The sequence below is a fragment of the Streptomyces sp. NPDC043680 genome, from assembly GCF_056436685.1.
In genome coordinates this window covers 386,352-407,177 of sequence record NZ_JBWKCE010000003.1, presented here as the reverse complement: position 1 = coordinate 407,177, position 20,826 = coordinate 386,352, and the positions used below count along the sequence as shown (strand labels likewise).

The window sequence follows — 20,826 nt, the reverse complement described above, 5'->3', positions numbered from 1 at the left end:
AGTAGAACCGATTCACGAGCGGCCGCACGGAAACGGGTATGAGCACCGAACGCACCGAAGACATACCGTCCGGGCGGGCCCGGCACCGTCCGCTGGCTCCACCCGCTTGGCTGCTCAAGGGCCTGCGGCCCACGGCCGCCCCCGTCCCCTGGGCCGCGGTCGTCCGCGCGGGCATCGCACTGGCCGTTCCGCTCGCCGTCGGCTTCGCCCTCGACGAGCCCGAGTACGGCGCGCTCGCCTCGATGGGCGCCCTGTCCGGGGTCATCGGCGACACCGCGGACGCCTACCGGATGCGGATCCTGAACATCGCCGTGCCGCAGTTCTCCGGCGCGGTCGGGGTCACCCTGGGGACGCTGGTCTTCGGGCACGGCTGGCTCGCCGTCGGCGCGCTCACCCTGATCGCCCTGGTGTCCGGGATGATCTCCTCGATCGGTACGGTCGCCTCCGTCTCCGGCCTGCTCCTGCTGCTCAACGCCGTCGTCGGCGCCGGTCTGCCGCTGCCCAGCCCCTGGTGGACGGCGCCGGTCCTGCTCGCGGCGGGCGGGTTGTTCGTCCTCGCCCTGACCCTGCTGGGCTGGCCGCTGCGCGGGCACCGACCCGAGCGGGCCGCGGTCGCCGCCACCTACCGGGCCCTCGCCGACGCCTTGGAGGCCGCAGGGGGAGCCGCGTACACGGAGCGGCGCCAGGAGGTCACGCAGGCCCTGAACCAGGCCTACGACCTGGTGCTGGGCCGGCGGGCCAGGGTGCACGGCCGCAGCCCCGCGCTGGTACGGATGCTGGCCCAGCTGAACGCGGTGATCGGCCTGGTCGAGGCGGCTCCCGCCATGCACCTGCGGGGCGGTCCGCTGCCGCCCGCGCTCCCGGCGGCCGTACGGGAGCTGGCCCGCGTCGTCGAGGAAGGCCGTACGGGGGCGTCCGTACCGGTCCTGCCCGAACCGCACACCCCCGCCGAACGGGCCCTCGACTCGGCCCTGCGCCATGCGGCGGCGATCGTGCACGCCGCCGAGCCCGACCCGTACAACGTCGACGACCGGCTGGGCCGGCCCGCCGCTCTGACCGTCCGTGCCCGGCGGGCCGTCCGCGACATGATGCTGTCCGGGGCCTCGTGGCGGTACGGGCTGCGGCTCGCCCTGTGCATCGGGCTGGCCCAGTCGCTGGTCTCCCTCGTACCGGTCGAGCGTTCGTACTGGGTGGCGCTGACCGTCACCTTCGTCCTCAAGCCCGACTTCGGCTCGGTGTTCTCCCGGGCCGTGCTGCGCGCGCTGGGCACCGCGGGCGGACTGGTCGTCGCCGCGGCCGTGCTCGCCGAGGTGCCGCGCGGCTGGTGGGACGTGCCGGTGATGGCGGTGCTGGCCGCCCTGATCCCCGCCTTCTCCGCCAAGGGGTACGCCTTCCAGACCGCCGCGATCACCCCCGTGATCCTGCTGCTGTCGGACCTCCTCAACCACCAGGGCTTCGACCTGATCCGGCCCCGGCTGCTGGACAGCCTGATCGGCTGCGCCATCGCCCTGGTCGCGGGCTATCTGCTGTGGCCCGAGAGCTGGCACGCCCGGATCGGCGACCGGCTCGCCGACGCAGTGGACGACGCCGCCCGGTACGTGGAGCGCGCGTTCGGCGCCCACGAGCCGACGGAGGCGGCCCTGCGGGCGGCGCGGACCGCCCGGCTTCAAGCCAGGCGGCGCATCTACCGGGACCTGTCGGGCGTACGCAGCGAGTTCCAGCGGGCCCTGACCGAGCCGCCGCCGACGGGGGCGCGGGCCGCCGCATGGTGGCCACTGGTGGTCGCCGTCGAGCGGATCGTGGACGCGACGACCGCCGCGCGGGTCCGGGTCAACCACGGGGCACCCGCTCCAGGCGCCGAGGAGGTCGCCGCCGTCACCGCCGATCTGCGGGCCCTGGCCGCGGGGGTCCGCAACGCCCGTACCCCGGCCCAGCTGGAGCCGCCGCCCCCGCGGGCCGGGGACGAGGCCTCCGTCCTGGCCCCGGTGCGCCGTGAGCTCGCCGCGGCCCGGGCGATCGCCTCCGCGGACCGCTGACGTGGCGGCGACCGGCGAGCCGCGTCCCTCGAACGGCTCCGTTCCCGGGCCGGGGCGGGCGGCCCGGGGGAGCATCGGGGCATGAGGACCCTCTTCCCGCCCGGGCGCCGCCGCGCCGCGGCCGTCCCGGTCCTCGTCGCCGTCCTCGCGGCCGCGGCCGGGTGCGCCGACGTGGAGGGCGCCCGGGACGAAGGGGACCAGGGCACGGTGCACGCTCCTCGGACCCTGTGGAAGGACATCCGCCCGAAGCCGCCGGGACCGGGTGAGAGACCCGGTACGGCCGCGGTCGTCCCCGGCCTGCCCAAGGTGGCCGGCCTGAGCATGCGCGGGGTGAACACGCTGGACGTCGTACGCGCCGACTTCACCTCCGCCACCGCGCAGGACGGCGGGAGCGGACGACTCGTCGACCCGCGGGCCGTGCAGCGGCTCGCGCTCTGTACACAGGCTGTGGACGGCGGTCCCGACTGCCCCGTACGGCCCGCGGTTCTGGCCGATGTGACGGGCAACGGGCGGGAGGAGCTGATCACCGCCGTCGACATCGACGGCCGGTCCAGCGAACTGCGCGTCTACACGGTCCAGGACGACGGCTCCATCGCCCGCATCCTGTCCCGGCACGGGATCCTGGAGGGCGTGGAGGTGGCCGACGAGCACCTGACCGTGCGCGAGCCGACGTCCAACCCGAAGAAGGTCTCCGTCTCCGACTACGTGTGGGACCCGGAAGCCAGGATCATGAACCTGTCCCAGCTCACCCTCGACGAGTGCGCGGGCACGCAGGACAGCGGCATCCCGTGCTCCACGAGCAGCTGAGGGGGCCGCGATGCGGATCACGAGCAGTCTGCGCTGGAAGATCGCCCTGACGATCACGGCGGTGTGCTGCGCGGTCGCGGCGGCGCTCGGGATCCTGGTGCACAACGTGGTTGCCCGGCAGATCGTCGGGGAGGTCCGCAAGGACGCGGACCGGGAGCTGGACCACGCCGTCAGCCACTACCAGTACGGCACCGCGCACGGCGACGTGAACCTCGTCCTCGACCCGCCCGGGCTGCCGCAGCCGCTGCGGAAGCTGGTCGCGCGCGGGAAGACCGGCACCATGGTCGGCGAACAGAACGGCGAACCCGTGATGTGGGCGGCCGCTCCCGCCGACGGCAAGGCGCTGGCCGTCTGGATCCCTTACGAGAGCACCCGCGCCAGGCTGCGTGACATCGACACCGCGATCCTCGCCTCCTCGGCGCTCGCGGCCGGAGTGGTGGCGCTGGCGGGCGTCTTCCTCGCCAACCGGATCAGCCGGCGGCTGGCGGTGACGGCCGCCGTGGCCCGCCGGATCAGCTCCGGCGACCTGGACGCCCGCGTCGGCTACCCGGTCGACGAGGACGGTCCCCCGTACGCAGGCGGCGCGGGCGGGTCGGGCGGCCCTGGTGGTGGCGGTGCGGGCGGCGACTCCGGCTCCGCGGACGCGCGGCGCCGCCCCCGCTACCGCGACGAGGTACGGGACGTGGCGCAGGCCCTCGACTCGATGGCGGCCTCCCTCCAGAAGCGGCTGGAGGCGGAGAAACGCTTCACCGCGGACGTCGCGCACGAGCTGCGCACCCCGCTCACCGGTTCCCTGGCCGCGGCCGCCCTCCTGCCGGAGGGCCGCCCCAAGGAAATGATCAATGACCGCCTCAAGGCGCTGCACCTGCTGACCGAGGACCTGTTGGAGATCTCCCGGCTGGACTCCGGTGTCGAACGCGCGGACCTAACCCGGGTGGAACTCGGGCGGGCGGTGCAGCGGGCCGTCTCCGCGACCCGGCTGCCCGTTTCCGTACGGGTGGTGCGCGACGCGGTGGTCTTCACCGACCGGCGGCGCCTGGACCGGATCCTGACCAATCTGCTGGTCAACGCCGACAAGCACGGGTGCCCGCCGATCGAGGTGAGCGTCGAGGGCCCGCTGATCACCGTCCGCGACCACGGGCCGGGCTACCCGCCCGAGCTGATCGAGCAGGGACCGCAGCGCTTCCGCACCGGAGACCCCGGGCGGGGTCGGGGGCACGGGCTGGGCCTGACCATCGCGGCCGGCCAGGCGGCGGTGCTGGAGATCGCGTTGACCTTCAGGAACCCGCCCGGGGGCGGCGCGGAGACCACCCTCAGGCTTCCGGTCGGCCGGGTGACGAGCGCTGATTGACAGCCATGGGGGACGACCACGTGAAACATCCCCCAACGCCCTTGTCAAAGACCGATGTTCTTGCCGTCCTTGCGCCAGACGGCCACCACCGCCGGACGGACGATCTTGCCGGGGCCGTCGGGCCACACCGACTCCGGCTTCTCGACGGACGCGCCGTCGATCTCGCCCGGGTGCTGGACGGCGACCAGGACGCGCTTGTCCTGGACCAGCGGACCACAGGTCTCGGCACCGCGCGGAACCGTCAGGAACTGCTTGAGCTCACCGCGGCGCTCGCCGGCGGTCGCGACCCCGAACAGGCCGTCGTGGGAGCCGAGCTGGTTGCCGTCCGTGGAGATCCACAGGTTGCCGTGCGGGTCGAAGGTCACGTTGTCCGGGCAGGAGATCGGGCTGACCTGCTCCTTCGGGAAGCCCGCGAAGAAGGTGGCCGGGTCCTTCGGGTCACCGGCGACCAGGAACAGCCGCCAGGCGAAGCCGTCGCCCGCCGGGTCGTCGAAGTTCTCGGCGAGCTCCAGGATCTGGCCGTGCTTGTTCAGGTTGCGCGGGTTGGCCTCGTCCGCGCCCGCCTTGCCGGCCTTGCCGCGGTCGGTGTTGTTCGTGAGCGCGACGTAGACACGACCCGTGCGCGGCGAGGGCTCGATGTCCTCGGGGCGGTCCATCTTCGTGGCGCCCACCTTGTCGGCGGCCTGGCGCGTGAAGACATACACCTCCTCGGCGGTCATGCCCTGGACGTGGGAGACGTTGCCGGTAGGGGAGGCGGTGGCGAGCTTGATCCAGACGCCGGAGCCGTCGAACCCGCCGTCGGAGGGGAGCTTGCCGGAACCCTCGATCTCGGCGGCCGGGGAGTCGCCGGTCAGCTTGGCGACGTAGAGCGTGCCCTCGTCGAGCAGCGTGAGGTTGTGCTCCTTCGCCGCGCGCGAGTTGCCCTTCTTCATCTGCTTCGACGAGACGAACTTGTAGAAGTAGTCGAAGCGCTCGTCGTCGCCCATGTAGACGACGGGACGGCCGTCCTCGGTGAGTCGGGGCTGCGCGCCCTCGTGCTTGAAGCGGCCGAGCGCGGTGCGCTTGCGCGGGGTGGAGTTCGGGTCGTACGGGTCGAGCTCGACGACCCAGCCGAAGCGGTGCGGCTCGTTGGGCTCCTGGAGCACGTCGAAGCGCTTGTCGAAGCGCTCCCACTTGCGCTCGGTGGCGCCGGTGGTCACTCCGTAGCGCTTCAGCCGGGCGGCCTGGACCGGGTCGGTGACCTGGCCGGCGTTGGCGAAGTACTGGTTGAAGTTCTCCTCGCCGTGGAGCGTGGTGCCCCACGGGGTGGTGCCGCCGGAGCAGTTGTTGAGCGTGCCGAGCACCTTGGTGCCGGTGGCGTCCGCGGAGGTCTTCACCAGGGCGCTGCCGGCGACCGGGCCGCTGAGCCTGAACTCGCTGGTCGCGGTGAGGCGGCGGTTGAGCTGGTGGCGGCCCACAGCGGTCAGCTTGCCGCTGCGGTGGTCCTCCTGGACGACGACCACGCCGAGGCCGTGCGCCGCCCAGGCGATCTCGACCTGCTCGCGGGTCGGGTTCGCCGGGTCGTAGCCCTTGAACATCAGGTTTTCGTCGGTGTACTCGTGGTTGGCGACGAGGAGCTGCTGGCGCTCGTACCCGCTGCCGAGCGGGAGCAGGGCCAGGAAGTCGTTGTTGTAGCCGAACTGGCCGGCCTGGGCGGCGGCGGTCTGCTTGTCGGGGTTGAAGGCCGGGGCGCCCTTGACGATCGGGTCGCCCCAGCGGATCACCACGTTCTGCTCGTAGCCCTCGGGGGTGGTGACCCGGTCGTCGGTGTTCGGCGCGACCGGCTTGAACCGCAGGCCGCGGGCGCCCTGCGCGTTCGCGGCGTCGGCGGAACCGGCCCCGTGGGCGTCGGCGGCGGGCGCGGCGGTGGCCGAGGAGCCGTCGCCGCCGAGGGCGAGCGCGGTGCCGGCGGCGGAGGCGACGGTGACGACGGCGGCCGAGCGCAGCATCGAGCGGCGGGAGTAGGCGCGGGCTATGACATCACCGACGTACTCGTTGTCGCTGGTGTTCGGCACCTCGTGGAAGCAGGCGTCGCCGCAGCGGTAGCGACAGGTGAGGGCGGAACGGCCACCCCCATGCGGGTTGCCGATGAGCGGCAGGAGCTTGCGCACGAGTTTCCTCCGTAGATGCACGGCGCCGACACCGACAGCGTGTCGGTCGAATCCAGCCGTGACGGTAGGCCCGGGTTGCGCCGGAGCGGCGGCGCGGGGATGAACGCCGGGTGAACCGGTCGCGTCGGTGCGGGAGTTAGGAAGGCGGGGGGAGGTGCTGTGCGGGGCGGGCGCCACGAAGGGCGCCCCTGCCGAAGATCCAGCCGAGGGGCCGATAACCTTACGTGTCCACTCTGGGCAGGGATCAACCGCGCAGCACGGACATATGACGCACGCACTCATGCGAAAGGCCTGGCCCATGGGTATTCGGAGCTTGTTGCGCAAGGTGTTCGGACGGTCTGCCGAGCCGGTTCCGGAGACGTCGGACGGCACTTCGGCTGCCGCCGTCCCAAACCAGGCGGAACGCACCCCCCTGGATGCGGCGGCCGAACTGGTCGCGGCGTCCTTCGACAACCCGACGGTGCCGCCGCAGTCCGCTCCGCGGGATCGGGAACCGGGCACCGTCATGACCGCCCCGGCGACGCCGGTCACGGACCCGACGGTCCCGGAGGCCCGCCGCCCCCAGACCCCGGGCTCCGGCTCGACGCCGCGTCCCACACCGGCTCCCACCGAGCCGGAACCGGCCGCCGCGGAGCCGGAGGCCGTCGAGGCCGCCGAGCCCGCCGCGGCGGAAGCCGAAGCACCCGCGCCGGAGGTCGCCGCCGAGCCGGAGCCCGCCGTAGCGGCCGAGGCCGCCGAGCCCGCCACCACCGAGGCGGAGGAGCCTGCGGCCGAGGAGGCACCGGCCGCCGAGGCCGCCGCACCCGAGGACGCCACCGCCGAGGCGGAGGAGCCCGAGCCCGCCACCACCGAGGCGGAGGAGCCTGCGGCCGAGGAGGCACCGGCCGCCAAGGCCGCCGCACCCGAGGCCGCCACCGCCGAGGCGGAGGAGCCCGAGCCCGTCACCACCGAGGCGGAGGAGCCTGCGGCCGAGGAGGCACCGGCCGCCGAGGCCGCCGCACCCGAGGCCGCCACCGCCGAGGCGGAGGAGCCCGAGCCCGCCACCACCGAGGCCGCCGAGGCCGAGCCGGTCACCGCCGAGGCCGAGGAGCCCAAGGCCGTCACCGTCGAGGCAGTCGAGGGTCCCGCGCACGCGCTTGCCGCGGTGCGGCGGCGGGCTCCCGGTGTGGTCGGCGCCTACAAGGCCGCCGGGCAGGTACTGCGCGGCAAGGGGAAGGCCGGGGCCCGGGCCAAGGTGTACCTGGTGCTGGACAGGTCCGGCTCCATGCGCCCGTTCTACAAGGACGGCAGCGCGCAGCACCTGGCCGACCACGCCCTGGCCCTCGCCGCCCACCTGGACGACGCGGCCACCGTCCACACCGTGTTCTTCTCCACGGACGTGGACGGCACCGCCGACCTGAGCCTCGACGGCCACGACGCCGCCTGGGTCGAAGCGCGTCACGCCGAGCTCGGCCACATGGGCCGCACCAGTTACCACCGCGCCGTGGAGCAGGTGCTGGAGCAGTACCGGAAGGAGGGCAACGAGGGCCCCGCCCTGGTCGTCTTCCAGACCGACGGCGCCCCCGACAACCGACAGCCCGCCAAGCAGGCCCTGGCCGACGCCGCCGCCTCCGCGCCCGAGGTGCACTGGCAGTTCGTCGCCTTCGGCGACCACGACGCCAAGGCCTTCGACTTCCTGCGCAAGCTGGACGCCGAGAACGCCGGCTTCTTCCACGCCGGCCCCGCCCCCGCCGAGCTGTCCTCCGCGGCCCTGCTCAAGGGCATCCTCGCCGGCTTCTAGCCGCCGCTCCGCCGCCGCAGACCGACACATCGGCGGCCGACACACCGGCGGCCGACACACCGGAAGGGCCCGGGATCCTCGATCCCGGGCCCTTCCTCATGCCTCGTACGCTCAGCGCGCCGCGTCCGGGTGGACCGCCTCGGTGACCGGCTTCGCGTCCGGCGCCTTCGTCTCCACCGGCTTGCGCAGGGCGATGTTCAGCTCGCGCAGACGGGACTCCTCCAGGACGGTGGGCGCGCCCATCATCAGGTCCTGCGCGTTGCCGTTGAGCGGGAAGGCGATCGTCTCGCGGATGTTCGGCTCGTCCGCCAGCAGCATCACGATGCGGTCCACGCCCGGGGCGATGCCACCGTGCGGCGGGGCGCCCAGCCGGAAGGCGCGCAGCATGCCCGCGAACTCGCGCTCGACGGTCTCGGCCTCGTAACCCGCGATCTCGAAGGCCTTCAGCATGACCTCGGGCTCGTGGTTGCGGATGGCGCCGGAGGACAGCTCGATGCCGTTGCAGACGATGTCGTACTGCCAGGCCAGGATGTCGAGCGGGTCCTTCTCCTCCAGGTCCTTCATGCCGCCCTGCGGCATGGAGAAGGGGTTGTGCGAGAAGTCGATCTTGCCCGTCTCCTCGTCCTTCTCGTACATCGGGAAGTCGACGATCCAGCAGAAGCGGAAGACGTTCTCCTCGAACTGGCCGGCGCGCTTGGCGGCCTCGACCCGGACCGGGCCCATGATCTTGGAGACCTCGTCGAACTCGCCCGCGCCGAAGAACACGGCGTGCCCGGGGGCCAGGCCGAGGCGCTCGGTGAGGACCTTGACGTTCTCCTCGGTGAGGAACTTCGCGATCGGGCCGGAGAGCGTGCCGTCCTCGCCGACGCGGACCCAGGCCAGGCCCTTGGCGCCGAGGGAGACGGCGAAGTCGCCGAGCCCGTCGAAGAACTTGCGCGGCTGGGCGGCGGTGTCCGGCACCGGCAGGGCGCGGACGTGCTTGCCGGCGAAGGCCTTGAACTCGGAGTTCTCGAAGACGTCGGTGATGTCGACGAGCTCCAGCTTCGCCCGCAGGTCGGGCTTGTCGTTGCCGTACTTCAGCATGGACTCGCGGAACGGGATCCGCGGGAACGGCGAGGTGACCTCGCGGCCCTTGCCGAACTCGGTGAAGAGCTCGGTCATCAGGCGCTCGATCGGCTGGAAGACGTCCTCCTGCTCGACGAAGGACATCTCCACGTCGAGCTGGTAGAACTCGCCCGGCGAGCGGTCGGCGCGGGCGTCCTCGTCGCGGAAGCAGGGGGCGATCTGGAAGTACCGGTCGAAGCCCGAGATCATCAGCAGCTGCTTGAACTGCTGCGGAGCCTGCGGCAGGGCGTAGAACTTGCCCGGGTTCAGGCGGGACGGCACCACGAAGTCACGCGCGCCCTCGGGGGAGGTCGCGGTGAGGATCGGGGTCGCCATCTCGTTGAAGCCGAGGGCCACCATCTTGGAGCGGATGGAGGCGATGACCGCCGACCGCAGCATGATGTTGCGGTGCATGCGCTCGCGGCGCAGGTCGAGGAAGCGGTACTCCAGGCGCCGCTCCTCGTTGACGCCGTCGTCGGTGTTGATCGTGAACGGCAGCGGGCCGGCCGCGCCGAGCACCTCGACCTCGGAGACCTCGATCTCGATCTCGCCGGTGGGCAGCTCGGGGTTGATGTTCTCGGCGCCGCGGGAGACGACCTTGCCGTCGACGCGGACGACGGTCTCCTTGGTCAGGTGGCTCAGGGCCTCGTTCGCGGCGGTACCGGGGCGGGCGACGAGCTGCGTGATGCCGTAGTGGTCGCGCAGATCGATGAAGAGGATGCCGCCCAGGTCTCGACGGTTGTGCAGCCAGCCGCTCAGCCGGACGTCGGCGTTGACGTCAGAGGCGCGGAGCTCGCCGCAGGTGTGGGACCTGTACCGATGCATCAGTCATCCAGTTCTTCGCGATACCAGGGTGGATTCAACCCTCACAAGGTTACCGTCCGGGCCGGGGACCGCGCTGGCTCGCCCGGCGGCCTCCGTGAACAGGCACACCGGGGCGATGACCTGTAAAGATGACCGGGTGCGCACCGAGGACGTCCTCGCCGCCGTCGCGACGGGTCTGTGGCGCTGGGACAACGCCTCCGGGACGGTCAGCCTCGACAGCGAGGCCGCCCGGCTCCTCGGGCTGCCCGCCGAGCCGGCCGTCCTGCCGGAGGTCGCCGTACGGTCCCGGTTCCACCCGGTGGACTGGAACGAGATCAACGGGATCGTCACCCTGGCGGTCGCCGAAGGCACCCTCGCCGAGGCCCGGCTGCGGATCATGGACGAGGACGGGCGGGTGCTGAGGACCGTACGCAGCCGCTCCAAACCCGTGGAGAACCGTTCCGCCACGGGCCGCGTCGACTACGAGCTGATCGGCACCATCCAGGAGATCGCCGACCCCCAGCCCGGCACCACCGCCGCCCACACCACCGTCACGGGCGACTGGCGGCGCAGCCGCGAGGCCTTCCTGCTGGACGCGGGGCGCGCCCTCGCCGAGGCCCGGTCCACCTCCGAGGTGCTGCGCGTGGCCGCCTCGCTGTCCATGCCCGGCTTCAGCCCCGACGGGCTGGCCGTCTTCGGCGTGGACGGGGAACGGCTGTCGATCATCGGGCACCACGGGCACGACCCCGGGGACGAGGGCCCCTTCACCGACATGGGGCTGGACACGGACTACCCCGCCGCAGAGGTCGTACGGACCGGCCGGGCGATCTACCTCCCCTCCCCCGAAGACTACAAACGGCGGTTTCCAGCCACCTGGCCCCTCGCCCAGCGCTTCGGCCGGATCTCCTGGGCCTTCCTCCCGCTGATCGTCGCCGGGCGCACCATGGGCGCCTGGATGGCCGCGTTCAAGCACCCGGTGTCCTTCTCGCCGGACGAGCGGTCCGTGCTGACGACCGTGGCCCGGATGCTGGCCCAGGCGCTCCAGCGCGCAGGCGTGGCCGAATCCGAGCGGGAACTCACGACCGGCCTCCAGCGGTCGATGATGCCGACGCTCGGACCGGAGATCCCGGGCATGCGGATCGCCGCCCGGTACGTCCCCACCGGCGGCGGCCTCCAGGTCGGCGGCGACTGGTACGACGTGATCCCGCTGCCGTCGGGCCGTTTCGCGCTGGTCATCGGCGATGTCCAGGGGCACGACGTACGGGCCGCCGGGCTGATGGGCCAGCTGCGGATCGCGGTGCGCGCCTACGCCTCCGAGGGCCACCGGCCCGACGCGGTGCTCTCCCGCGCCTCCCGCTTCCTGGCCGGGCTGAGCTCCGGGGAGGGCGACCCGGACTCCGACTTCCACAGCCCCCGCTTCGCGACCTGCCTGTACGCGGAGTGCGACCCGCAGACCGGGCGGCTGGAGGTGGCCCGGGCCGGCCACCCCGAGCCGGTGATCCGGATGACGGACGGCACGGTGATGACGCGGCCCACCTCGGGAGGCCTGCCGCTCGGCATCGTCCCGGACACCGACTACCCGACGACGCGGTTCACGCTGGAGCCCGGCGAGACGATGATGCTGTGCACCGACGGGCTCATCGAGACCGGCGGGCACGACCTGGACACGGGATGGGCCCGGCTGCGGGCGATCCTGGAGTCCGACCTGCACGGGGCCGACGAGCGGCAGGGACACGAGGCGCGGGGACACCTCGAAAAACTGGCCGACCTGCTGGTCCAGGCCGTGCACGGACCTTCCTCGCACCACACGACGGGCCCGCTCGCGGACCGGCGCGAGGACGACATAGCCGTGGTCCTGCTGTGCCGCGAGGGCGGGCGCTGCGGCTGCGGCACCGACACCGCGCACCCCGCCCGGCCGGGGCGCCGCACGATGCTGACCGTGGCCCAGGCCGAGCCCGAGCGGATCGCGGGTGCCCGGAAGCAGATCAAGGAGCTGCTGCACGACTGGGCGGACCCGGAACAGGTGGACTCGGCGGTGCTCATGGTCTCCGAGATGGTGACCAACGTCCTCATGCACACGGACGGCGACGCGCTCCTCGTGGCGGAGGCGGTGGGCGAACTGGGGACGCGGCGGCTGCGCGTGGAGGTGGCGGACGCCAGCGACGAACTGCCGCACAGGCGGCAGCCCGGTGAGATGGCGTCGAGCGGCCGCGGCGTCCTGCTGATGGAGATGCTGGCGGACTCCTGGGGCGTGGACCCGCGGGGCGAGGGCAAGTCGATCTGGTTCGAGCTGCACGAGCTCTCCAAGCCGGATTCCGGCCTCCCGGACGCGGACCGCGCCCCGGACCTGGCCGCGGCTCTCGGCCTGGACGACCTGGAGGGCCTGGAGGGCCTGGAGGGCCTGGAGGGCCTGGAGGGCCTGGACGCGTTGGACGAGGTGGATCCCGTGGACGCGGTGGATCTCCTGGACGAGGTGGACCTGCTGGACGCGGACAGCGGCCGGGACCCCGACCCCGAACCCTCCTGACCCGGCGCCGCGGCGCCGGGCAGCGTACCGGGCGGGGAGGCGCCCCCGTGGTTGGATGATCGCGTGCTGAGCTCATCCCTCCTGCCCGAGCCGGTACGCCGCCTCGCCGCCTGGTGCGTCGTCGTGCTGCTGGTCACCGGTGTGCTCGCGATCGGCGTCTGGCTCTGCTACGTCTTCCGGACCGCCGTCACGTCCGTCCTGCTCGCCCTGCTCGGCACGGCCCTGCTCGGGCCGCTGTACCGCCGGCTGGTCCGGATGAAGGTGCACCGCTCGCTCGCCGCCGCCCTCACCTGCCTCGCCGTGCTGGCGGTGGCCGGCGGGGCCACGTACGTCGTCGTGCACGCCCTGATCAGCACCGGTGACCAGATCGTCGAGTCCCTCAAGCGCGCGGGCCGGGACCTCGCCGCCCGCTTCGGCGCCGCCGGGACCTCCCTGGAGGACGTGGCCTCGCACGCCAAGGAGCTGCTGGGCAACTTCGGCGCCACCGCCGCCTCGGGCGTGATCACCGGCCTCAGTGTCGTCGGGGAGGTGCTCGCGACCGCCGTCCTCGCGCTGCTGCTGATCTTCTTCTTCCTGCGCGACTCCCACCGCGCGGCGGGCGCGCTGCGCTCGCTGGCTCCCCGCGCGACCGGCGACACCGTCGTGGCCATCGCGCGCCGCGCCTTCGAGGCGGTCGAGGGATTCATGCGGGGAACCACCTTCATCGCCTTGATCGACGTCGTCTGCATCACCGCCGGCCTGCTGATCCTCCGGGTCCCCGGCGCGGTCGGGCTCGGTGCGCTGGTCTTCGTCGGCGCGTACATCCCGTACCTCGGCGCCTTCATCTCCGGGGCTGTCGCCGTACTGGTCGCCTTCGCCGAACGGGGCTGGGTCATCGGGCTGTGGGTGGTGGGCCTGGTGCTCGCCGTGCAGCTGCTGGAGGGACACGTCCTCCAGCCCTTGATCCAGAGCCGGACGGTGCAGATGCACCCGGCGGTGGTCATGCTGGCCATCACGGCCGGGGCGAGCGTCGCCGGCATCCTCGGCATGCTCCTCGCCGTCCCCCTGACGGCGGCCGCCTTAGGCGTGGCCTCGGAACTCCGCGGCCGCCATGCCGGTGCCGGTGGGCCCGTGCCGGGGGCATGAGTGCGGGTCGTGCCGCCGGGGCGTCTCACGTGGCGAACTCGCCCATCCAGGACCGCTTGACGAGGTGCTCGGGCAGGTGGTCGGACTCGACGCCGACCGCCATACGACCGGGCCTCGTTGGCGGTCCCTTACTCCTTCGGGCCAGGTCAGCGCCTGCGGCACGGACTCGTTGAAGGCCTGGTCCTCACGGCGCAGGTAGAGCTGGAACCGCTCCAGCGGCGGATGGAGGATCTTCAGCACCTCGGCGTCGGCGGTCCGGGCTTCTCAGGGGCGGTGCCCTGGACCGGGGTCACCGAGGTGTTCCGGGTCTCCTGGCGGCCAGCGGTGGGCGGACCCGTCGCTGTCCTACGCCGGAATCGGCAGCTCGACGTCCTCGAAGCGGGGTGCGCCGGCGCGCCCGTGCTGGGCGCGGGATGCACATGAAGCAGCCCCAGGTCGGCGACCTGGGGCCGGCTCACCGTGCGAGCTTCTGCAAGCGGGCAGTCGGTCAGCGGGGGGTGGTGGGGATGGTGCCCAGGCGGCCCGACTGGAAGTCGTCGAAGGCCTGCTGGAGTTCGTGGCGGGTGTTCATCACGAACGGGCCGTAGTGCGCCATCGGCTCGCGGATCGGGCGGCCGCCGAGCAGGACGACCTCCAGGTCCGGGGCGTTGGAGTCCTGGGACTCGTCCGCCCGCACCGTCAGGGAGCCGCCTTCGCCGAAGACGGCCGTCTGGCCGGTGTGGAACGGTCGGCGGTCGGTGCCGACGCTGCCGCGGCCGGCCATGACGTAGGCGAGGGCGTTGAAGTCCTCCCGCCACGGCAGGGTCAGCTGCGCGCCCGGGGTGATCGTCGCGTGGATCATCGTGATCGGGGTGTGGGTGATGCCCGGGCCGGCGTGGCCGTCGAGTTCACCGGCGATCACGCGGAGCAGGGCGCCGCCGTCGGGGGTGGACAGCAGCTGGACCTGGCCGCGGCCGATGTCCTGGTAGCGCGGGGGCATCATCTTGTCGGAGGCCGGGAGGTTCACCCACAGCTGGAGCCCGTGGAAGAGCCCGCCGCTGACGACGAGGGACTCCGGCGGGGCCTCGATGTGCAGGAGGCCGGAGCCTGCGGTCATCCACTGGGTGTCACCGCCGTTGATGACTCCGCCGCCGCCGTTGCTGTCCTGGTGGACGAAGGTTCCGTCGATCAGGTACGTGACGGTCTCGAAGCCGCGGTGCGGGTGCCAGGGGGTGCCCTTCGGCTCACCCGGCGCGTACTCCACCTCGCCCATCTGGTCCATCATGATGAACGGGTCGAGGTACTGGTAGTTGATCCCGGCGAACGCGCGGCGCACCGGGAATCCCTCGCCCTCGAAGCCGCCCGGGGCGGTCGTGACGGCCAGCACCTTGCGGGCGGCGGTCTCCGGGGTGGGCTCGGCGACGCGGGGGAGCGTCAACGGGTTCTCCACAGTCACTGCAGGCATGGTCGGAACCTCCTTCTGGGCCGAGTTTAGTTGAAACTCGAACTTTCTGCCACACCCGACAGAACAGCGCACCGCGCGCCGTCATTCCCGGGACAACCCGGGACCCCGAAACGCCGTCCTAGCAGGGGCAGAGCACCCGAACGACCGCCTGGGGAGACGGCATGGCCAAGCGTTTCGGCACCTTCGTGAGGCTTCTGGGCAGAGCCGTGGGCACCTCGGCGGCGCTCGTCGCGCTCGGGTGGGCGGCATGGCGGTGGGCGGCCACCGGGATGCCGATGACCCCGCTGCCGGGTTCGCCGTGGCCGTACCTGGCCACGTGGGGCGCGCTGTGCCTGGCGGGCTGCCTGCTGCTGCGGTGGGCCACCGCCCGCGACGGGGCCGAGGGCACCGACTACGTCGTCGCCGTCCTCGCCTTCGCGGGCATCCGCCTCTCGCTCGCCCACCGGCCGGAGCTGGCGCCGCTGTGGGCGTACGCGGCCGGGGCGCTGGCCGCCGGCGCGGCGGCGGCGGTGCTGTGGCGCCGCTCCCGCCGCACCGCCTGAGACGACCGCTCCCGCCGCACCGCCTGGGACCTCGGAACGCGCCGTACCGCCTGAGGCCCCGGAACACCGAAGAGCCCGCCCGGGCCGCACACGGCGGTCAGGGCGGGCTCCGGGTGGGCCCTGGGCGGGCCCGCCCCCTACCGGCGCGGCCACGCGCCCGCAGCGGCTAGCCGTACATGCGGCGCATGGCGAAGTCGACCATCTGCTCCACGGCCTTCGCGTCGAAGACCATGCGGTGGTCGCCCTCCATGTCGAGGACGAAGCCGTACCCGGTCGGCAGCAGGTCGATCACCTCCGCGCCGGTGATCACGAAGTACTTGGACTCCTTGCCCGCGTACCGGCGGAGCTCCTTGAGCGTGGTGAACATCGGGATCACCGGCTGCTGCGTGTTGTGCAGCGCCAGGAAGCCCGGGGTGTCGCCGCGCGGGCAGTACACCTTCGAGGTGGCGAAGATCTGCTGGAAGTCCTCGGCGGACAGCGACCCGGTCGTGAAGGCCCGCACCGCGTCGGCGAGCGACGGCGGCGAGGGCTCGGGGTACAGCGGCTGCTCTCCGTACCCGGCGCCGGGCATCTGCTGCTGCGGCGGGGCGTACTGCTGCTGGGCACCCGGGTTCTGGTCGTAGCCGTACATGGCGGTCAGCCTACCGAGGGCACGGGGCCGCCGGGCGCGCTCCAGGGGTTCTCCACGGTTCCGAGACCGAAGCTCATGCGCGCGATTTGACACTGGTCACAGTCGTCACCGAAGGGTTGCCGTTATTACCCGCGGGTAGCATCATGTTGTTACCGATTGGTATGTACGAGGAATCTGTCTCCCCGAGCCTTAACGGAGCCGTCGCCATGGGGCACTACAAGTCGAATCTCCGCGACATCGAGTTCAACCTCTTCGAGGTGCTCGGCCGCGACAAGCTGTACGGCACCGGCCCGTTCGGCGAGATGGACACCGAGACCGCCAAGAGCGTGCTGTCCGAGATCGCCCGGCTCGCGGAGAACGAGCTGGCCGAGTCCTTCGCGGACGCCGACCGCAACCCGCCGGTCTTCGACCCGGCCACCAACACCGCGCCGGTCCCGGCCTCCTTCAAGAAGAGCTACCAGGCCTTCATGGACTCCGAGTACTGGCGCCTGGGCCTGCCCGAGGAGATCGGCGGCACCACCTCGCCGCGCTCCCTGATCTGGGCCTACGCGGAGCTGCTGCTCGGCTCCAACCCGGCCGTCTGGATGTACTCCTCGGGCCCGGCGTTCGCCGGCGTCCTCTTCGAGGAGGGCAACGAGGCGCAGAAGAAGATCGCCCAGATCGCGGTCGAGAAGCGCTGGGGCTCCACCATGGTCCTCACCGAGCCGGACGCCGGCTCGGACGTGGGCGCCGGCCGCACCAAGGCGATCCAGCAGGAGGACGGCTCCTGGCACATCGAGGGCGTCAAGCGCTTCATCACGTCCGGTGAGCACGACATGGAGGAGAACATCCTCCACTACGTCCTCGCGCGCCCCGAGGGCCACGGCCCGGGCACCAAGGGCCTCTCCCTCTTCCTGGTCCCGAAGTTCCACTTCGACTGGGAGACCGGCGAGCTGGGCGAGCGCAACGGCGTCTACGCGACGAACGTCGAGCACAAGATGGGCCTCAAGGCGTCCAACACCTGCGAGATGACCTTCGGCGACCAGCACCCCGCCAAGGGGTGGCTGATCGGCGACAAGCACGACGGCATCCGCCAGATGTTCATGATCATCGAGTTCGCCCGCATGATGGTCGGCACGAAGGCCATCGCGACGCTCTCCACCGGCTACCTGAACGCGCTGGAGTACGCCAAGGAGCGCGTGCAGGGCCCGGACCTCGCGAACTTCATGGACAAGACCGCGCCCAAGGTCACCATCACGCACCACCCCGACGTGCGCCGCTCGCTGATGACGCAGAAGGCGTACGCCGAGGGCATGCGCGCCCTCGTCCTGTACACCGCGTCCGTCCAGGACGAGATCCAGCTCAAGCAGGCCGCGGGCGAGGACACCTCCGCGCTGGTCGGCCTGAACGACCTGCTCCTGCCGATCGTGAAGGGCTACGGCTCGGAGAAGTCCTACGAGCAGCTCGCGCAGTCGCTGCAGACCTTCGGCGGCTCCGGCTACCTGCAGGAGTACCCGGTCGAGCAGTACATCCGGGACGCCAAGATCGACACCCTCTACGAGGGCACCACCGCGATCCAGGGCCAGGACTTCTTCTTCCGGAAGATCGTCCGCGACCAGGGCGCCTCGCTGAACGTCCTCTCCGAGACGATCAAGAAGTTCCTGGCCGAGGCCGTCGGCGGCGAGGAGCTGGCCGGTGCCCGCGACGCGCTCGCCAAGGCCGCCGTGGACCTGGAGGCCATCGTCGGCCAGATGATCGTCGACCTCACCGCCACCGGCGAGGACGTCAAGAACATCTACAAGGTCGGCCAGAACACCACCCGCCTGCTGATGGCCTCCGGCGACGTGGTCGTCGGATACCTGCTGCTCAAGGGCGCGGCCGTGGCCGCCGAGAAGCTGGCGGGCGCCTCCAGCAAGGACGTCCCCTTCTACCAGGGCAAGATCGCGGCGGCGAAGTTCTTCGCCGCGGAGGTCCTGCCGGGCGTCTCGGTCCAGCGCAGCCTGGCCGAGGCCGTCGACAACTCCCTGATGGAGCTCGACGAGGCCGCCTTCTAGCCTGCGGCGCTCGTTCCACATCTGTACGCGGTGTACGTACACGAAGCGGCCGGACCTCCGTGCGGGGGTCCGGCCGCTGCCGTTGCGGCGACCCTGCGGGCCCTGCCCGGGACGGCCGCGCCGCCGAGGCCGGGCGGGTCGCCCGGCTGCGCACGCGGCCGGGCAGGGGACGCGGCCGGGCAGGCCGCCCGGCCGTACGTGCCGCGCAACAGCCGGATTCCCGGGTTGTCGGTCGTCCGTGGGACGCTTTTCGCATGAGCCCACAGGAGCAGCACGGCAACAGCAGGGGGTACTCCGTCCCGACCGGGCGGCCGTACGCCCTCCGGGAGCTGCAAGCCGCCCTGGGCAGCCTCGGCGACCACCTGCGGGAGCTGTACGACGGCTCCCACCCCGCGGAGTACGAAGCCGTGGCCGACGCCCTCTACACCGCGTTCCAGACCGCCGCCGGGCTCGCCCCGGCCAAGAGCTACACCGGCTGCCCCGAGCACCCCAACGGCGCCCTCGACCCCGAGGCGCCCGACGGCTGGGGCCGCTGCCTGATCTGCAACGACCGGCGCCGGCTCGGCCTGCGCGCCCAGGGCGGCCGCGGCGCCCGCCCGGCCGCCGCCCCGCCGGCGGGGGAGCAGCGCCGGCTCGGCTATCCCGTACCGGACCCGCCGTACACCCTGCACGCCCTGCGCGCCCACCTGCGGACCGTGGAGGACCGCCGGTTCCACCTCGGCTTCTCCTCGCCCGCCGAGGACTTCGTCGCCATCGCGGACGATCTCCACCGCGCGTTCATCGTGGCCCGCGAACTGTCCCGGCCGCGCAACGCCTCGGGTTGCTCCGAGCATCCCGGCGCGCCGATCGACCCCGACGCTCCGCCCGGTGAGGCCTGTATCTTCTGCGCCGGACGCAAGAGACGCGCGCAGCGCTCCGCGACGACCCCGGAGATGCTCCCGCGCATCCGCCGGGGCGAGCGCAGGCAGCTGCAGCGCCGATTCGAGCGACCGCCGGGCTGAGACGCCGCCGGGAAAGCGGACCACACAGCCCGCACCCCCGGGCGTATCGGCTATCCGCCGCAGTCCGGCCATGGCGAACACGACCGTCGTTAAGGTGAACCACATGAGCTCTCCCGCCCGCTTCGACCGCGGCCACACCGACGACCTGATGACCTTTTTGACGGCCAGTCCGTCGCCGTACCACGCCGTGGCCGAGGCGGCCGAGCGGCTGGAGAAGGCCGGGTTCAGGCAGTTGGCGGAAACGGACGCCTGGGACGCGGGCAGCGGGGGCCGGTTCGTGCTCCGCGGCGGCGCACTCGTCGCCTGGTTCGTCCCGGAAGGCGCGGTCGCGCACACCCCGTTCCGGATCATCGGCGCGCACACCGACTCCCCCAACCTGCGCGTCAAGCCGATGCCCGACACGGGCTCCCAGGGCTGGCGGCAGATCGCGGTCGAGATCTACGGCGGAACCCTGCTCAACACCTGGCTGGACCGGGACCTGGGCCTGGCGGGGCGGCTCACCCTGCGCGACGGCTCCGAGCGGCTGGTCAACGTGGACCGCGCGCTGCTGCGCGTCCCGCAGCTGGCCGTGCACCTGGACCGGTCGGTCAACAGCGACGGGCTCAAGCTCGACAAGCAGCGGCACATGCAGCCGATCTGGGGCCTGGGCGAGGTGCAGGAGGGCGACCTCATCGCCTTCCTGGAGGAGGAAGAGGGCCTGGAGCAGGGCTCGGTGGCCGGCTGGGACCTGATGGTCCACTCGATCGAGCCGCCCGCCTACCTGGGCCGCGACCAGGAGCTCGTCGCCGGGCCGCGGATGGACAACCTGATCTCGGTGCACGCGGGCGTCGCGGCGCTGGTCGCCGTCTCGACCGCCGAGCAGCTGGACCACATCCCCGTCCTGGCCGCCTTCGACCACGAGGAGAACGGCTCGCAGTCGGACACGGGGGCGGACGGACCGCTGCTGGGCAACGTGCTGGAACGTTCAGTCTTCGCCCGCGGGGGCTCGTTCGAGGACCGCGCGCGGGCCTTCGCGGGCACCATCTGCCTGTCCTCGGACACGGGCCACGCCGTCCACCCCAACTACGCGGAGCGGCACGACCCCTCGCACCACCCGCGTGCCAACGGCGGCCCGATCCTGAAGGTCAACGTCAATCAGCGGTACGCGACGGACGGCAGCGGGCGCGCGGTGTTCGCGGCGGCCTGCGAGCGGGCCGGCGTGCCGTGGCAGACGTTCGTCTCCAACAACTCGATGCCGTGCGGGACCACGATCGGCCCGATCACGGCCGCCCGCCACGGCATCCAGACGGTCGACATCGGGGTCGCGATCCTGTCGATGCACAGCGCCCGCGAGCTGTGCGGTGCGGACGACCCGTACCTGCTGGCGAACGCGCTGGCGGCCTTCCTGGAGGGCTGAGGGCCCACGGCTCGCGGCTGACGGCCGGAGCCCGCCGGGGAGACCCGGCGGGCTTCGGCCGGGCGGGCGATCTCCGACCGGTACTGCGGTGTGAT

General features: G+C 72.4%; 14 protein-coding genes. 10 read left to right on the top strand and 4 right to left on the bottom strand.

Features of this window, described 5'->3' with window-relative positions:
* The first annotated feature begins 38 nt into the window (after positions 1 to 38).
* The 3 genes from AC0666_RS08360 to AC0666_RS08350 all read left to right on the top strand — a co-directional run bounded on the left by AC0666_RS08360 (position 39) and on the right by AC0666_RS08350 (position 4,194).
* Positions 39 to 2,036 (top strand): FUSC family protein, encoded by a 1,998-nt coding sequence (locus tag AC0666_RS08360; RefSeq protein WP_468965799.1) that lies wholly within the window; start codon positions 39 to 41, stop codon positions 2,034 to 2,036.
* An 81-nt stretch (positions 2,037 to 2,117) separates the two neighbouring features.
* Positions 2,118 to 2,843, top strand: a complete 726-nt coding sequence (locus tag AC0666_RS08355) for a hypothetical protein (protein ID WP_468965801.1) — start codon at positions 2,118 to 2,120, stop codon at positions 2,841 to 2,843.
* 10 nt (positions 2,844 to 2,853) lie between these two features.
* The gene (locus tag AC0666_RS08350) at positions 2,854 to 4,194 is read left to right on the top strand and encodes a sensor histidine kinase (protein WP_478707295.1); all 1,341 of its coding nucleotides are present in this window, start codon (positions 2,854 to 2,856) and stop codon (positions 4,192 to 4,194) included.
* Between the two features lie 44 nt (positions 4,195 to 4,238).
* On the opposite strand, the gene AC0666_RS08345 is transcribed toward AC0666_RS08350, so the two are convergent.
* Positions 4,239 to 6,344, bottom strand: coding sequence for a PhoX family protein (locus AC0666_RS08345; protein ID WP_478707294.1), 2,106 nt, complete (start codon positions 6,342 to 6,344; stop codon positions 4,239 to 4,241).
* 298 nt (positions 6,345 to 6,642) lie between these two features.
* On the opposite strand from AC0666_RS08345, the gene AC0666_RS08340 reads away from it, so the two are divergent.
* The gene (locus tag AC0666_RS08340) at positions 6,643 to 8,124 is read left to right on the top strand and encodes a VWA domain-containing protein (protein ID WP_478707293.1); all 1,482 of its coding nucleotides are present in this window, start codon (positions 6,643 to 6,645) and stop codon (positions 8,122 to 8,124) included.
* 111 nt (positions 8,125 to 8,235) lie between these two features.
* On the opposite strand, the gene aspS is transcribed toward AC0666_RS08340, so the two are convergent.
* Positions 8,236 to 10,053, bottom strand: coding sequence for an aspartate--tRNA ligase (gene aspS, locus AC0666_RS08335; protein WP_468583853.1), 1,818 nt, complete (start codon positions 10,051 to 10,053; stop codon positions 8,236 to 8,238).
* Positions 10,054 to 10,189: 136 nt separating this feature from the next.
* Here aspS and AC0666_RS08330 point away from each other — a divergent pair, with 136 nt between their 5' ends.
* Both AC0666_RS08330 and AC0666_RS08325 read left to right on the top strand, forming a co-directional pair.
* Positions 10,190 to 12,559, top strand: a complete 2,370-nt coding sequence (locus tag AC0666_RS08330; protein WP_478707362.1) for an ATP-binding SpoIIE family protein phosphatase — start codon at positions 10,190 to 10,192, stop codon at positions 12,557 to 12,559.
* A gap of 63 nt (positions 12,560 to 12,622) precedes the next feature.
* Complete coding sequence (locus AC0666_RS08325) at positions 12,623 to 13,684, top strand: AI-2E family transporter (protein WP_478707292.1); 1,062 nt, start codon at positions 12,623 to 12,625, stop codon at positions 13,682 to 13,684.
* Positions 13,685 to 14,171: 487 nt separating this feature from the next.
* Here the strand turns inward: AC0666_RS08325 and AC0666_RS08320 are convergent, their stop codons facing one another.
* Positions 14,172 to 15,128 carry a pirin family protein gene (locus tag AC0666_RS08320; RefSeq protein WP_361717270.1) on the bottom strand — a complete coding sequence of 319 codons (957 nt, stop codon included), beginning with the start codon at positions 15,126 to 15,128 and terminating at the stop codon, positions 14,172 to 14,174.
* A 161-nt stretch (positions 15,129 to 15,289) separates the two neighbouring features.
* Between AC0666_RS08320 and AC0666_RS08315 the strand changes: the two genes are divergently transcribed.
* Entirely contained in the window at positions 15,290 to 15,670 is a 381-nt protein-coding gene (locus tag AC0666_RS08315; RefSeq protein ID WP_468965814.1) for a hypothetical protein, read from the top strand.
* 166 nt (positions 15,671 to 15,836) lie between these two features.
* Here AC0666_RS08315 and AC0666_RS08310 read toward each other — a convergent pair whose 3' ends face one another.
* The gene (locus AC0666_RS08310) at positions 15,837 to 16,301 is read right to left on the bottom strand and encodes an SseB family protein (protein ID WP_361717276.1); all 465 of its coding nucleotides are present in this window, start codon (positions 16,299 to 16,301) and stop codon (positions 15,837 to 15,839) included.
* Positions 16,302 to 16,507: 206 nt separating this feature from the next.
* Between AC0666_RS08310 and AC0666_RS08305 the strand changes: the two genes are divergently transcribed.
* From AC0666_RS08305 to AC0666_RS08295, 3 genes are all read left to right on the top strand, one after another.
* Positions 16,508 to 18,334, top strand: coding sequence for an acyl-CoA dehydrogenase (locus tag AC0666_RS08305; protein WP_468588059.1), 1,827 nt, complete (start codon positions 16,508 to 16,510; stop codon positions 18,332 to 18,334).
* A gap of 254 nt (positions 18,335 to 18,588) precedes the next feature.
* Positions 18,589 to 19,335 carry a hypothetical protein gene (locus tag AC0666_RS08300; protein WP_356852122.1) on the top strand — a complete coding sequence of 249 codons (747 nt, stop codon included), beginning with the start codon at positions 18,589 to 18,591 and terminating at the stop codon, positions 19,333 to 19,335.
* 103 nt (positions 19,336 to 19,438) lie between these two features.
* On the top strand, positions 19,439 to 20,731 hold the full coding sequence (locus AC0666_RS08295; protein ID WP_361717282.1) for a M18 family aminopeptidase: 1,293 nt from the start codon (positions 19,439 to 19,441) through the stop codon (positions 20,729 to 20,731).
* The last annotated feature ends 95 nt before the right edge of the window (positions 20,732 to 20,826 follow it).